The organism is Chryseobacterium sp. MEBOG07 (genome assembly GCF_021869745.1).
Lineage (GTDB): Bacteria > Bacteroidota > Bacteroidia > Flavobacteriales > Weeksellaceae > Chryseobacterium > Chryseobacterium viscerum.
In genome coordinates this window covers 1,585,479-1,599,000 of the sequence record NZ_CP084579.1, presented here as the reverse complement: position 1 = coordinate 1,599,000, position 13,522 = coordinate 1,585,479, and the positions used below count along the sequence as shown (strand labels likewise).

The 13,522-nt window shown below is 35.8% G+C and carries 16 protein-coding genes and 1 riboswitch; of the genes, 9 read left to right on the top strand and 7 right to left on the bottom strand.

Going from position 1 to position 13,522, the window contains the following annotated elements:
• Window positions 1-26: 26 nt before the first annotated feature.
• The 5 genes from LF886_RS07350 to LF886_RS07330 form a co-directional block, all read right to left on the bottom strand.
• Window positions 27-545, bottom strand: a complete 519-nt coding sequence (locus tag LF886_RS07350) for a ribonuclease domain-containing protein (RefSeq protein WP_236853542.1) — start codon at window positions 543-545, stop codon at window positions 27-29.
• Between the two features lie 86 nt (window positions 546-631).
• Entirely contained in the window at window positions 632-1,426 is a 795-nt protein-coding gene (gene nadE, locus LF886_RS07345) for an NAD(+) synthase (RefSeq protein ID WP_236853541.1), read from the bottom strand.
• Between the two features lie 13 nt (window positions 1,427-1,439).
• Complete coding sequence (locus LF886_RS07340; RefSeq protein WP_236853540.1) at window positions 1,440-1,607, bottom strand: hypothetical protein; 168 nt, start codon at window positions 1,605-1,607, stop codon at window positions 1,440-1,442.
• 146 nt (window positions 1,608-1,753) lie between these two features.
• Complete coding sequence (locus LF886_RS07335; RefSeq protein ID WP_236853539.1) at window positions 1,754-2,284, bottom strand: GNAT family N-acetyltransferase; 531 nt, start codon at window positions 2,282-2,284, stop codon at window positions 1,754-1,756.
• 11 nt (window positions 2,285-2,295) lie between these two features.
• Window positions 2,296-2,934 (bottom strand): leucine-rich repeat domain-containing protein, encoded by a 639-nt coding sequence (locus tag LF886_RS07330; protein WP_236853538.1) that lies wholly within the window; start codon window positions 2,932-2,934, stop codon window positions 2,296-2,298.
• A 52-nt stretch (window positions 2,935-2,986) separates the two neighbouring features.
• Between LF886_RS07330 and LF886_RS07325 the strand changes: the two genes are divergently transcribed.
• From LF886_RS07325 to LF886_RS07285, 9 genes are all read left to right on the top strand, one after another.
• Window positions 2,987-3,970: a gliding motility protein GldB gene (locus tag LF886_RS07325; protein ID WP_236853537.1), complete on the top strand. Its 984-nt coding sequence runs from the start codon at window positions 2,987-2,989 to the stop codon at window positions 3,968-3,970.
• 39 nt (window positions 3,971-4,009) lie between these two features.
• The gene (gene gldC / locus LF886_RS07320) at window positions 4,010-4,333 is read left to right on the top strand and encodes a gliding motility protein GldC (protein WP_103233952.1); all 324 of its coding nucleotides are present in this window, start codon (window positions 4,010-4,012) and stop codon (window positions 4,331-4,333) included.
• A gap of 138 nt (window positions 4,334-4,471) precedes the next feature.
• Window positions 4,472-5,611, top strand: coding sequence for a cystathionine gamma-synthase (locus LF886_RS07315; protein WP_047492187.1), 1,140 nt, complete (start codon window positions 4,472-4,474; stop codon window positions 5,609-5,611).
• Window positions 5,612-5,679: 68 nt separating this feature from the next.
• Window positions 5,680-6,129: a GNAT family N-acetyltransferase gene (locus LF886_RS07310; RefSeq protein ID WP_236853536.1), complete on the top strand. Its 450-nt coding sequence runs from the start codon at window positions 5,680-5,682 to the stop codon at window positions 6,127-6,129.
• A 74-nt stretch (window positions 6,130-6,203) separates the two neighbouring features.
• A complete protein-coding gene (locus tag LF886_RS07305; RefSeq protein ID WP_236853535.1) occupies window positions 6,204-6,716 on the top strand; it encodes a DinB family protein in 513 nt (170 codons plus the stop codon).
• Window positions 6,717-6,973: 257 nt separating this feature from the next.
• On the top strand, window positions 6,974-7,402 hold the full coding sequence (gene tnpA, locus LF886_RS07300) for an IS200/IS605 family transposase (protein WP_236853534.1): 429 nt from the start codon (window positions 6,974-6,976) through the stop codon (window positions 7,400-7,402).
• 280 nt (window positions 7,403-7,682) lie between these two features.
• On the top strand, window positions 7,683-8,231 hold the full coding sequence (locus LF886_RS07295; protein WP_103234424.1) for an L-threonylcarbamoyladenylate synthase: 549 nt from the start codon (window positions 7,683-7,685) through the stop codon (window positions 8,229-8,231).
• Window positions 8,232-8,339: 108 nt separating this feature from the next.
• Window positions 8,340-8,684 (top strand): nuclear transport factor 2 family protein, encoded by a 345-nt coding sequence (locus tag LF886_RS07290; protein ID WP_236853533.1) that lies wholly within the window; start codon window positions 8,340-8,342, stop codon window positions 8,682-8,684.
• 37 nt (window positions 8,685-8,721) lie between these two features.
• Complete coding sequence (locus LF886_RS07285; protein WP_103234422.1) at window positions 8,722-10,140, top strand: CCA tRNA nucleotidyltransferase; 1,419 nt, start codon at window positions 8,722-8,724, stop codon at window positions 10,138-10,140.
• 163 nt (window positions 10,141-10,303) lie between these two features.
• Here the strand turns inward: LF886_RS07285 and LF886_RS07280 are convergent, their stop codons facing one another.
• Together LF886_RS07280 and LF886_RS07275 are read right to left on the bottom strand one after the other, a co-directional pair.
• Entirely contained in the window at window positions 10,304-11,359 is a 1,056-nt protein-coding gene (locus LF886_RS07280; RefSeq protein WP_236853532.1) for a YncE family protein, read from the bottom strand.
• 21 nt (window positions 11,360-11,380) lie between these two features.
• Window positions 11,381-13,207 (bottom strand): TonB-dependent receptor plug domain-containing protein, encoded by a 1,827-nt coding sequence (locus LF886_RS07275; RefSeq protein WP_236853531.1) that lies wholly within the window; start codon window positions 13,205-13,207, stop codon window positions 11,381-11,383.
• Between the two features lie 32 nt (window positions 13,208-13,239).
• Window positions 13,240-13,418: riboswitch (cobalamin riboswitch) on the bottom strand.
• Window positions 13,419-13,522: the final 104 nt, after the last annotated feature.

Genomic DNA, 13,522 nt, shown 5'->3' with positions numbered 1-13,522 from the left:
ACTTCGTTCCTCGCAATGACTACTATTTATTGTTTTTCAAAGCTTTTGTAATGGTTCTTGGTAAGGTATACCTCGCCATTTTGAGTGTAGATGATACGGTCAGCATTTCTTCCTCCGCAATGATAGTTTACATCTGCTTCAAAGTATTTTTCTCCATCCGGCAAACGCCCTTCTCTGTTTCCGAATTTATCTCCGCCAATAGCTTTTCCGGGAAGTACATCACACAGGTTTGCCTGGGAGGGGTTCCAACCCATTTTTCTAGCTTCATTTTTGGTGATATAATAATCCGGCAGCCTATGGTTCTGTTTTACATAGCTGATTACTGTCTTTTCTTCTGTCAGCTGATCAATAGAAGCTTGAGCAGAAGAATTTCCGGTACTGTAGTCGCTTTCCGAAGAGGTGCTGCCATATTGTACCGTTTCTTTTTTTACAGAATCTGACTGATCTTTTTTATCTGCAATAAAATTTTTGTAAATATACATTGCAGACATTCCGAAAAGAAGTCCCAGGCATATAAAAAATACAGATCTTATTTTACTGTTCATAACAATGGTTATATTAATATGACTATTTTTCAATCCTGCAATGCATCAATTTTTGTTACATAATTACATTGCTGAATGGGTATATTTTATAATGCTCTCCACTCTTCCGGAATATCACAAACCGGAATAGGATCTATTTTATGTTTTGCTGCTTTATGCATTCTGTCGAAGATTTGGAACACTTCCTTATCTCTTCCTTCATAGTCGTCAGCTGTTTTGGTCCCGTATTCTTTCTGGATTTTTTCTAGTTCCGGATAAGTAGCACCAATTTGTTGTTCGTCCGTTCTGTCTACATCCCAGAGTCCATCAGTAGGAATAGCTTCCTGAATACTTTTAATAAGGTTTAACCCTTTCGCAAGCTCATATACCTCGGTTTTATAAAGGTCAGCAATTGGAGAGACATCTACTCCGCCATCCCCATATTTTGTATAAAATCCGATTCCGAAATCTTCCACTTTATTTCCGGTTCCACATACCAAAAGTCCGTTCAGCTGTCCGTAATAATACAGAGTAAGCATTCTCAGACGGGATCTTGTGTTGGCAAAAGCTAGTTTCTCATTAGGATACAGATCATCTTTTACATCAAATGTTTTGTACAATTCCTCAAACGCAGGGGTCAGGTCAACAGACATTATTTCTACATTCGGAAATCTGGATTTAAGGTCATTCATATGATCCTGTGCACGGTCTACCTGATCCACTTTCTGACGGATTGGCATTTCGATCAATAATGTTTTAAGCCCGGTCATCGCTGCCAGTGTAGAAACCACTCCTGAATCTACTCCCCCGGAAACCCCGATTACATATCCATTTACTCTTGCTTTTGTTGCATAATCTTTTAACCAGCTTACAATATGATCTATCACTTTTTGTGTCTGCATCGTTTATATTTTTTTAGTCTATTCCAAATTCCTGAGGGTATTTCACCACTCCTTTTTTATTTTTTAATCCGTCTTTTACCAATTCTACAGCCATTCCGTTTTCTTCCGGAACATCGAATGGAAAAGAAATCCCAAAATTACTTGTTTTTTTGTAATCAAAGCGCGGATAATATTTTTTCATGTCCAATCAATATTACAGATTCATATCCTAATTCTTTCGCGATATGATCGCCCTGAAGAATCAATTTCGCTCCGATTCCCTAAAGGCTTATTTTGTAAGCTGAAAGACCTGTGGATGGTCTTTCTTTTCTTCCTGCCGTATTGTTATCATCTTTTTATATATTTTTCTCGCTTCAGTTCGTACCAGAAACAAATTCCGTCCGCTTCTTCAAATTCTCCGGTTTTTTCAAAGCCTAATTTTCTTAAAATATGATTGGAAGCGTCATGTTCAGAATGGGCACAGGCATAAATAACCTCTGCATTCAGGTCATTAAAACCGTAATCCAAGGAAGCAATTCCTGCTTCCACAGCATATCCTTTCCCCCATGATTCGGGAAGAAAACGATATCCCAGTTCCAATACATTTTTGTAGCCATTGACAGGTTTTGTCAGTAATTTTAATCCGCTCCATCCTATCAGCAGCCCGCTTTCTTTTTCTACAACGCCCAGTCTTCCCACTCCATTTTCCTCATATTGTTTCTGAATCGTGCTGATAATATTTTTTGACTCCTTAATATCCGTCAAAACGGGTACACCAATATATTTCATCACGTCAGGATCGGAATCCAAAAGAAAAATACGTTCTACATCTGTCTCTTCAAGTTTTCTTAAAATAAGTCGCTTGGTTTCTATTTTCATACTCATTAGTTTTATTCTCCAGCTCCAAAAATGGTGACCTCCGTTTTTATTCCTTTCTTAATATCTGTTTCCTTTATTTTATTCCCGGTTACATTCAATGTTTGTAAGAGCTGATTCCTGGAAATATCAATTTTTTGAAGCTTATTGTGTTCTACATTCAGTTTTCTTAATGCCGTAAACTGAGTCAGATCAATTGTTTTTAGTTGATTTAAAGATAATGTTAATTGATCAATTTTCGGAATTCCTGTCAGCGAAATACTTTCCAACAGATTATTATCCAGATACAATGAGCTTAAGTTCTTCAGACTTTCTGCTTTGAATGAAGAGATTTTACATCCTGTACACGAAAACAATTCCAGCTTGTCCAGGTTACTTACCACCATATTAGAAATCATATTATCATCCAGAACAATCATTTTTACATTTTTAAAAAAGTGCAGATCTTCCGTGGAAGTAATTCTCTTTTGAACAAGGAACAGATTGGTAATCATAGCAGCTTCCGGAGATTCCAGTATCCCGTTTTTATTCAGATCAAAATTTTCAAGAATTGCTTTTTCAAAGTTTTTATCTTTAAACTCAAGCTTTTGCCCATAGCAAAAAGAAAGTCCCAAAATAAGGCAAAAGGCTGTAAATATTTTAATTTTCATCATGAATTGTGTATTTAATCCTTATTTTTGTAAACTTAAATTCCATGTAAAAATAATGAAGATTTTTAGATATATTGCGCTTTCTTCTGTTTTAGCTGCCGGACTTGTTTCCTGCAAAAAAGAAACTGAAAATCAATGGAAGGTAGAAGTCAAAGAAACTGCCGAAAAAGTTGACATCACTGATATTTCCAAAGAATTTTACAGCCCGGATGTTCCGTTGGATCAGTTTAAAGCTAAGTTTCCATGGTTCCAAGGAAGTGTTTCTGATGCCGATTTTGGAAAGAGAAGAACTGATGCTGAAGAGATAAAAATCTACAAGGAGGCTATTGGAAAAATAGATCAGACTAAACTGCAAAAGGAACTTCAGAGTTTATTTTCACATATTAAATATTACTTCCCACAGTTTAAAAGTCCAAAAGTATATCTGTTTTCATCTGCTCTACAGATGATTCAGGATCCTATTTTTTATGATCAGAAGGGAAATCTTGTATTTATAGATGTTACCGGTTTTATGGGAGACGGAAATGCTAATTATAAAGGATTGGAGCTGTATTTCCAAAAATCGATGAACCCGCAGAATATTGTTCCGAAGGTGTCACAGCTTTTTGCAGAAAATATTGTAACAGAATCTCCCGATCATCAGAAATTTATTGATCAGATCATTCTGAATGGAAAAGTAATGATTCTCCAGGATGCTTTTCTTCCTGATTTCCCGGATTATCTGAAAATGAATTATACTAAGAAACAGTATGAATGGGCAACGAGCAATGAAGCGAATATCTGGAATTATTTTGTAGAAAGCAACCTGATCTTCGGAGATGATCCAAGACTTGGGGAGCGTTTTATCTCGCCGGGACCTTTCTCGAAATTTTATACGGAGATCGACAACGAATCTTCACCGCAAATCGGAATTTTTACAGGATGGCAGATCTGTAAAGCATACCTTAAGGAAAAACCTGAAACTAAGTTAACAGCTTTCCTGAAAATGGATGCAACTACCATTTTTAATCAATCCGGTTACAAACCGAAACTTAAATAATAGAAAATTTAGAATTTAGAATTTAGAAAAAATAGAAAAATGAGAAAGACTCAGATTACGATAGATGTAGAGCTTGATGAAAATCATATCCCTGAAAGCATTATATGGAACGCTCAGGATGGAGGTGTTGAAAAACAGGAGACTAAAGCAACGATGATTTCTGTTTGGGATGAAAAAGCAATGGAGGCACTAAGAATAGATCTTTGGACCAAAGAAATGCCTGTAGACCAAATGAAGATGTTTATTCATCAGATTTTGATCTCTTTAGGAAATACTTATCAGAGAGCAACAGGAGAAGAAGATGTAGCACAGTGGATAGAAGAAATTGCAGAAGAATTTGCTGTGAAATCTGCTATTAAGTAAAAAAATATAATATGCGATAGGCTGCAGGCAGTAAGCGGTAAGCTTTTTGTATTCAGCTTAGAGCAAATTTTAATAAAAAACAATGAGCTTAAGCAATACTTCCTATTGCTTAATGCTCAAAGCCTAAAGCAAAAAATTATGAATTTTAATACTAAAGTAATTCACGGAGGGCAGCACCATGAGTCTGCAACAGGTTCTGTAAATGTACCTGTATTTTTGACCTCTACGTTTGCACAAAAAAGCCCGGGTGTACATTCCGGATATGAATATTCAAGAGCTGCCAACCCTACAAGACAGGCATTGGAAGATTCTTTGGCAAGTATTGAAAACGGAGCGAGAGGTTTAGCTTTCGGTTCTGGTCTTGCAGCAATCGACTGTGTTTTGAAATTATTGAATCCTGGTGATGAAGTAATTGCTGTAGATGATCTTTACGGAGGTACTTACAGAATGTTTACAAGACTTTTCGAAAAATATCAGTTGAAATTTACTTTCGTCAATTTTGATGATGTTTCTAAAATAGCTGATGTTATAACTGATAAAACAAAACTGATTTGGGTAGAAACTCCAACCAACCCATTGATGAAACTGGTAGATATCAAAGCAGTTGTAGAGATTGCTAAAGGAAAGGATATCTTAGTTGCGGTGGATAATACTTTTGCAACACCTTATATCCAGAGACCGATTGATTTGGGAGCTGACATCGTGATGCACTCTGCAACAAAATATCTGGGTGGACACTCTGATGTAATCGCAGGAGCTCTTATCGCTAAAGACGCTGAATTGGGAGAAAAGCTTCACTTTATTCAGTTTGCAAGTGGTGGTATTTTAGGCCCTCACGATTCTTACCTTGTATTGAGAGGGATTAAAACCTTGGCACTAAGAATGCAGAGACACTCTGACAATGGTCTTGCTGTAGCAAAATATCTTGAAACTCATCCTGCCGTAGATAAAGTAATCTACCCGGGACTAGAGTCTCACCCTCAATATGAATTGGCAAAATCTCAGATGAAAGAATCAGGAGGAATGGTGTCATTCACATTCAAATCTGGAAAGAAAGAAGATGCAATCAAATTCCTGGAGAAAGTGAGAGTATTCACACTAGCAGAATCTTTAGGAGGCGTAGAATCTCTGGCTAACCACCCGGCCTTAATGACTCATGCTTCAATCCCGGCAGAAAAACGTGCTGAATTGGGAATCACTGATGATCTGGTTCGTTTAAGCGTAGGTATTGAAGATGCAGAAGATCTTATTGCAGATCTTGAGAAAGCTTTTTCTTAAACATACAATACACTAAAATGAGAAGGGTTATCAAATCCTTCTCATTTTATTATAACCACCAAACACCTATGAAAAACACAAGAAAAGCAGTCATTTCTGACTTGCCTCAATTGGCTGAATTATTTGATCAGTACAGAGTATTCTATCATAAAGAATCTGATATTCCCGCAGCGAGAACTTTTCTTCAGGAAAGGCTTGAAAATAAAGATTCCGAAATTTTTGTTGTGGAAGAAAATGGTGAACTGACAGGTTTTGTACAATTATACCCTATATTTTCGTCTACAAGAATGCAGCGCTACTGGCTGCTGAACGATCTCTACGTGAATGAAAACTACAGAGGAAAAGGCTATTCCAAACAATTGATTGAGGAATCTAAAGAACACTGCCGGTATTCAAAAGCATGCGGTATTCTTTTAGAAACAGGAAAAAGCAATGATATTGGAAATCAACTTTACCCAGCTTGCGGCTTTGAGCTTTATGACTCTGTCAATTTCTACGAGTGGACTAATCATGAGTAATAAATAATTTATAAATTACACTCACTCACCCGAAAACTCGTACCCCAAAACCACCCTTAAAAACAAAAAATAATATGACCGATTTTCAAAAATATATTCAGAGATATCTAGATCAGATTCCATCCGGAAACTGGTTGAATGAATTAAAAATTTCAGCAGATAGAACCATAGGAATCTATTCTAATCTTACAGAAGAGCAATCTACCTTTGCTTATGCAGAGGGAAAATGGACATTAAAAGGACTTTTACTCCATTTATCGGATACAGAAAGAGTTTTCCAATACAGAATATTAGCTTTTGCCAGAGGAGAAAAAAACAATCTTCCGGGATTTGATGAAAATGAATATGCTGACCAATCTTTCGCTGATCAAAGAACGCTTGAATCTTTGTTAGAAGAATACAAATTGGTGAGAAAATCTTCCCAGATTTTACTGGAAACCCTTCAACCTTCCGCTTTACAAAATATCGGTACAGCCAATGGTCATGAAATTTCTGTAGAAACCATCGGAAAACTTATTGTAGGACACAATTACCATCACCTGAACATTATTGAAGAGAGGTATTTATCGAAGTTGGGATGGATGTAGGAATTTAAATACGATTTTGGAATTATTATAAGTTTTGGCTAAAGCCAGAAGGTTTGTATCTTTTTATTTAAATGGGCTAAAGCCCATTTCTATTGAATAAAATAACATATTAATAATTCATCACATTATCTTTAATTACACTGTAAAAAGATCAATAGGGACGGGCTTTAGCCCGTCTTTTAATTAAACCACATACCATTGGCTTTAGCCAAAACTTATTAAAGATAAAAAATAGTATTTTTGATAAAACAACACAAATGGCTTTTATCAAAATCTACATTCATCTTGTATTCTCTACAAGAAACAGAGATCCCTCTCTAAACACATTCGACATTCGTCTCAAAGTGTGGAAACATATTAAAGAATATGCTACAGAAAAGGGAATATTTTTAGATATGATTAATGGATATTCAGATCATTGCCATTGTCTTATTTCTCTGGGATCCGATCAGAATATAGAAAAAATTGTACAATTGCTAAAAGGTGAATCTTCTCATTGGATTAACAAAAATCAACTTACTGTAGGAAAATTCTCATGGCAGGATGAATATTTTGCCGTCTCTGTTTCTGAGTCTATGATAGATTCTGTAAGGAATTATATTAAAAATCAGGAAAAGCATCATCAGAAAAAGAGTTTTACTGATGAGTATAAGGAGTTTATCGAGAAATATAATTTTACAACGTAATTAGGTTTTGGCTAAAGCCAGAGGTTTTGTATTTCTTATTTAAATGGGCTAAAGCCTATTTCTATTGAATAAAATAACATATCAAATAATTCATAACATTATCTTTTAATTACACTGTAAAAAGATCAATAGGGACGGGCTTTAGCCCGTTTATAAATTACCCGAAGTCAAATGGCTTTAGCCGAAACCTACCAACGTAACCATATTTACATCCTCATTTTTTTTGCCTAAAAACCTTATATTTTCTACCTTTATCAACTCTTTGAATTCACTTAAAATTATGGAACATATTATCGAAGTATTAAAATCCGGCGGAACCATCCTTTACCCTACAGATACCATTTGGGGAATTGGCTGTGATGCCACCAATATAGAAGCTGTCAATAAGATTTTTGACATCAAAAAGCGCGAAAAAAACAAATCCATGATTATTCTTGTAGAGTCTGAAAAAAGACTTCAGGATCTTGTGGATGTTCCTGAAATGGCTTGGGAAATTATTGATCTTAGCGAAAAACCGGTAACAATCGTTTATGAAAATCCAAAAGGGTTACCTAAAGAACTTCTTGCTGAAGATGGAAGTATCGGAATCCGTCTTGTAAAAAATGATTTTTGCAAAAAACTGATTACAAAACTGAACAAACCTTTGGTTTCTACCTCTGCCAACTTCAGTGGTGAAAAAAGCCCGTTGAAGTTTTCCGATATTTCTGAGGAGATGATCAGTCTTGTAGATTATGCAGTGGAAGAAGACAGAGAAAAAGTTTCAAAATACTCGGGTTCTTCTGTGATCAAAATATGGAGTGATAACAGAATAAAGGTTCTTAGGGAGTAGAAATTTTGAACCTTTTTGTTTATTTTTTTAGAGTCTTGTCAGTTCATATCGGCAGGATTTCTTTTTTTTAATTCTATCTTTGCAAACTCAACTCATAAATTATTTGCTATGAATCATCAGGAATTTGCTCAAATATGGGTTAATGCATGGAATTCTCATGATTTAGAGGATATTCTCTCCCATTACTCAGATGATATTGAGATCACAACTCCCATGATTGCTATGACTACAGGCGGTAAGGAAAGATCTTTGAAAGGAAAAGCAGCAGTCCGTGAATATTGGAGGAAGGCACTGGATAAATTTCCGGATCTTCATTTTGATTTGATTCATTCTACGGCAGGAGTAGATTCGGTAGCATTATTTTATAAGTCGATTATGGATAAACATGCTGTTGAAGTCATGTTTTTTAATGAAGACGGAAAAATTAGTAGAATGTATGCTCATTACGATTAATGGGTAACATTGGTAGAAATTGACACTATTATTAACGATGATAATTAATCTTAATCAAAATAAAAATTTAAAACTCTTTAAAATAATTTCTGAAGCAGCAGAAAGGAATAATCAGTCTGTATATATTGTGGGCGGTTATGTTCGTGACCTTCTGATGAAAAGAAAAGCTTCTACAGATATAGATTTTGTAACGGAGCAAAGCGGTATTGAACTTGCCCAGAATGTAGCTCAGGATATAGATCCTAAATTAAAGGTTTCCGTATTCAAAACGTATGGAACAGCCATGATCAAGTATAAAGAACTTGAACTTGAGTTTGTGGGAGCAAGAAAGGAAAGCTATACAGAAAACAGCCGAAAACCAGAAGTGGAAGGAGGAAGCCTGGAAGATGATCAGAAAAGAAGAGATTTCACCATCAATGCGATGGCTATTTCTTTAAATAAAGGTAATTTCGGAGAACTGATTGATCCATTCAATGGAATTGAAGATCTTGAAAAAGGAATTTTAAGAACTCCTTTAGAACCCGCACAGACCTACTCTGATGATCCGTTGAGGATGATGAGAGCGGTGCGTTTTGCTTCCACTTTAAATTTTAAAATTGAGGAAAACTCTCTGCAGGCTATCCAACAGGAAGCAGAAAGGATCAGTATCGTTTCTATGGAGAGAATCATGGTAGAATTCAACAAAATCATGCTTTCTGAAAAACCTTCTGTCGGACTAAGATTAATGGAACAAACAGGTCTTATGAAGCTTATTATTCCTGAACTGATCGAACTGAAAGGTGTAGAAGAAGTGGAAGGACAAACTCATAAGGATAACTTTTACCATACCTTAGAAGTCGTGGATAATATTTCTGTGAATACAGATAACCTTTGGCTTCGTTGGTCTGCCCTGCTCCACGATATTGGAAAAGCTCCTACGAAAAAATATGTAGAAGGCACAGGATGGACCTTTCACGGACATGAATTTTTAGGTTCAAAAATGGTAAAGGCACTTTTCCAAAGATTAAAACTGCCGTTGGGAAGTGACATGAAATATGTTCAGAAGATGGTGAAGCTTTCATCAAGGCCTATTGCACTGATCACTGATGATGCTTCAGATGCTGCGCTGAGAAGACTTTTATTTGATGCCGGAGAAAACCTTGAGGACCTTTTCACACTTTGCAAGGCAGATATTACCACTAAAAACTCTAAAAAACAGGAGAAGTTCAAAAGAAACTTTGAATATGTAGCGGTTAAGATCAAAGAAGTGGAAGAAAAGGATCAGGTAAGGAATTTCCAGCCACCGATTACCGGGGAAGAGATCATGGAAATGTTTAATCTTAAGCCAGGACGTGAAATTGGTATCTTGAAAGAGAAAGTAAAAGAAGCCATTCTTGAAGGGGAAATTCCTAATGAAAAAGAAGAAGCTACCAAGTTTGTCATTGCTGAGGCAGAGAAACTTGGATTGACAATCTAATTCAATCTATAGATAATATAAAAAGCCAAGCGGGATGTAACATCCCGCCTGGCTTTTTTTGTTCAAGTATAAAAACAAAGCCGGCCGGTTTCAAAGAAACCGACCGGAAAAAAACACAAATGATGAAAAAATAAAAAATTATATTTTTATATGCTGTGAAGCATTATTGATTCAAAATAGTACCGTTAGCACCCAGACCTCCTGTCGTAACAGACATGATCTTGCTCCCTGTAGCTGCTGAATACACGACCATTTCACTATTTTCCGTGAACTTCTTAACATCTGATGCAAAGATTCTTCCATCAATAACGTTAAATCCATAAAGAGTAAAATAAGGTCCTCCATCTGCAGCTGTTAATAATGGAGTTGTAGGAATTGCAGGTGTAGCTAAACTTGTTGTATACACTTTATTTCCAGAACTGAAATAAATTTTATCGTTATCAATCTGAAGGTTAGTAGCGTTTGGAATTCCTGTCAGTGTAATTACTGGTGTCATTGTTCCTGTACCTGTAATCTTATAGATATAAGAATCTGCAGCCGTTGAAGAAATTGTGTACACATTAGAGTTATATGAAATGGTGTTATTAACACTACCATTCGGAACTGCAATTTCAGTTTTAGCATCATTAGAGGTATTGATATAAGTAATCTTATTTCCAAACCCAGATGAAGCATTCTGTATGAAAACATTTCCACCTGCTTCTACTGCTTTATCAGAAACTTCAGTCATGTTGATTTTACTTACAAATGAAAGGTCAGAAATTTTATATTTCGTTACACTTTTGGTATTTGCAGTGAAATTCGTGTTGGTAACATAGATAAATCCATTAGTAAAAGTAATCCCTCTTGGGTTATCAATCTGATCCGTAATTACTCCTACTCTTTTAAATGTATAACGGTCAACAACAACAATTTTGTTAGAGTTATTGATTACAAGATAAGCCTTATTTCCATTAAGACCGATGGTCTGAAGTACATCACCCAAAATATCTTTATTGTTGTTATAGCCATATACATCGTCTTGCTTTAAGCTTAAATCTCTTGTCAGAAATGTTACTTTAGCCCCCTGGCTGTTAAAGTTCCCTTCATTAGAGATAAAATATCCGTTCTGATAAGTGATCGGGGACATTTCAAACTCTGCAGAATCACTTGAACATGAAGAAATGTTAAACAATAACACTACTGCAAATAATACAGTTAAAAGTTTAGTTATTTTCATAATTTATTCAATTTTAATTTTTTAAAAATTTATTGCGGCATACACACTATAGTTTCTTTTAGGTAAAGGATAAAAAGAAGCTGTTTTATAGTAGGTATCCGTTAGATTGTTCACTTTGAACCCTAAGGTATATTTTTTTGCTAATGTTGCAGAAACTCCCACATTCAAAAGAAAATAAGGATCAATAGCATCTGATCTCTTTTCATCACTTGTCGTGTAGGTAACACCATTCAGCAGTCCCTGTGCGAAAAACTTAAAGAAGCGATATTCATAATCTATATTCGCATTCCCTCTGTGCATAGGAACATAAGGTCTCTGCATATTCGTTTCTTTATCGATAGATCTTGCATAATAATATCCTGCATTGGCTCGGATCTTATGATTGCCCAATTGTTTACTGAAAGACAGCTGAGATTCTAATCCGTAAGATTCAGATTTATTGACATTAAATGCCTGCCAATATCCCAATGCTGTAGGCAGCCATACAATAAGATCGGTCACATTCATATAATAAGGAGACAAAGCAAGCTTGAAATCTCCTACTTTGAACTCGTTCGTCATATCCACCTGAGTAGATGTTTCCGGCTTCAGATCTTTGTTTCCTCCCGGTTCATAATAAATGTCATTAAATGAAGGATATCTGAAATTCTTTGATACATTAATGCTCACATCATACCATTTTGCAGCGCTCCATTTTCCGGAGAATGAATACAAAAACGGTGACTTTACATCTTCCACAAAGTCTTTCTTAAATCCACCCTCAAAACGAAGGTCTTTCGTTGCAAAATATCTCAACAATCCGGAAACAGAACCAATATTTCTACTAACGCTGGATATTCCGTTCTGATACCCTTCTCCTTTATTTAATTGAAATTCCCCAATAAGGTTAAAATTCCACTTTGAATTCAGGAAATAATTGAAATCATTTTTAAAGATATAATTCTTCCCTGTTCCCCCACTTGATTTAGGAAGATTTAGCGAGCCGAAATACTGAAAGTTCTCTTCCGTATAAGCCGCTTTCAAGGAGTTACTGAACTTCGTTTTGTTCCAATCCCACGAAAGAAGACTTCTTACACTTTGAGTTTTATATTTCGTTTTGGTTCCCGTTTCTTCATACACAGGAAAATGCTGTGAAGAATCAAAAAACTGGCTCTGCCAGGAAATTTTATGATCACTGTTGATCTTATAGGAAGCTCCTACATTGAATGTCGTATTGTAATAACTTCCGTTTCTGTTGATATAATTCAGATCGCTTACCTTATAATCGTTTTCGCTTACAGAATAATTACCGGAAGCTTTAAAGCTGAACTTATCATTGCTGTAAAATCCTTTTACAAAATTATTATAGGTATTAAAAGAAGCTACTTCAGAAAATAAAGAACCATGGAAACCTTTATTAAAATCAAGGGTATTATTCAGGTGGATACTTCCCCCAATAGCGCCGCTTCCATATACTACACTTCCACCGCCGGCTTTTATACCAATCTGGTCATATCCGAACAAAGCAATATTATTGATATCTCCTTGTCCTAAAAAATTGGAGTTGATATTAATTCCGTTCCATACAAAAGCCGTCTGCTGAGCAGTAGTTCCTCTGAAAGACGGTGAAGAAACAGCACCACGCCCATTTTCTTTGATATAAACCTGCGACTGAAATCTCAGGAGTTCTGAAAGGTTACTGGAGTTTTTCTCGGCCTCTTCTGCCGAAATTGTTTTTACGGGATGAAAAAGTTTCACCCTATTCATCTGGTTGTCGAAGACATAAATAGTGTCAATGGTCTTCTCTTGTCCAAAAAGAAAACAGCCATAAGACGAAAAAAGCAGTACTAATGATCTTTTTATATCCATACTCTTTTACTTTTCCTCCGAAAGCAATATGTTTTTTTGATTATAATTCTGGCAGGTCTCCTGACTTTCGCATTCTGCTCCTTCCCGTTTTTAGACAGTGGTTTTTTGCAGAAACTTTTTTTGCGATTTACAGTTGCGGGGACAGTCCGGGGGTTACACCCGATTCCCTTTTCATTCCAATATACTGGAAACCAAATTTCTTGCAAAGATAGCTTTTTATATGTATTCGCCAAAAAGTGAGATTGGAGTGTGGCAGATTAAAAATTTGGAGAAATAATTCACAAAAAAAGCTGCTTTCAATCGAAAGCAGCCATT

What these genes read in the sequence shown, in the direction of transcription:
- LF886_RS07285 (WP_103234422.1), top strand. Translation starts at nt 8,722, where the DNA reads ATGATAATTAATCTTAATCAAAATAAAAATTTAAAACTCTTTAAAATA.
- tnpA (WP_236853534.1), top strand. Translation starts at nt 6,974, where the DNA reads ATGGCTTTTATCAAAATCTACATTCATCTTGTATTCTCTACAAGAAAC.
- LF886_RS07275 (WP_236853531.1), bottom strand. Translation starts at nt 13,207, where the DNA reads ATGGATATAAAAAGATCATTAGTACTGCTTTTTTCGTCTTATGGCTGT.
- LF886_RS07335 (WP_236853539.1), bottom strand. Translation starts at nt 2,284, where the DNA reads ATGAAAATAGAAACCAAGCGACTTATTTTAAGAAAACTTGAAGAGACA.
- LF886_RS07305 (WP_236853535.1), top strand. Translation starts at nt 6,204, where the DNA reads ATGACCGATTTTCAAAAATATATTCAGAGATATCTAGATCAGATTCCA.
- LF886_RS07340 (WP_236853540.1), bottom strand. Translation starts at nt 1,607, where the DNA reads ATGAAAAAATATTATCCGCGCTTTGATTACAAAAAAACAAGTAATTTT.
- LF886_RS07330 (WP_236853538.1), bottom strand. Translation starts at nt 2,934, where the DNA reads ATGATGAAAATTAAAATATTTACAGCCTTTTGCCTTATTTTGGGACTT.
- LF886_RS07315 (WP_047492187.1), top strand. Translation starts at nt 4,472, where the DNA reads ATGAATTTTAATACTAAAGTAATTCACGGAGGGCAGCACCATGAGTCT.
- LF886_RS07325 (WP_236853537.1), top strand. Translation starts at nt 2,987, where the DNA reads ATGAAGATTTTTAGATATATTGCGCTTTCTTCTGTTTTAGCTGCCGGA.
- nadE (WP_236853541.1), bottom strand. Translation starts at nt 1,426, where the DNA reads ATGCAGACACAAAAAGTGATAGATCATATTGTAAGCTGGTTAAAAGAT.
- gldC (WP_103233952.1), top strand. Translation starts at nt 4,010, where the DNA reads ATGAGAAAGACTCAGATTACGATAGATGTAGAGCTTGATGAAAATCAT.
- LF886_RS07290 (WP_236853533.1), top strand. Translation starts at nt 8,340, where the DNA reads ATGAATCATCAGGAATTTGCTCAAATATGGGTTAATGCATGGAATTCT.
- LF886_RS07295 (WP_103234424.1), top strand. Translation starts at nt 7,683, where the DNA reads ATGGAACATATTATCGAAGTATTAAAATCCGGCGGAACCATCCTTTAC.
- LF886_RS07350 (WP_236853542.1), bottom strand. Translation starts at nt 545, where the DNA reads ATGAACAGTAAAATAAGATCTGTATTTTTTATATGCCTGGGACTTCTT.
- LF886_RS07280 (WP_236853532.1), bottom strand. Translation starts at nt 11,359, where the DNA reads ATGAAAATAACTAAACTTTTAACTGTATTATTTGCAGTAGTGTTATTG.
- LF886_RS07310 (WP_236853536.1), top strand. Translation starts at nt 5,680, where the DNA reads ATGAAAAACACAAGAAAAGCAGTCATTTCTGACTTGCCTCAATTGGCT.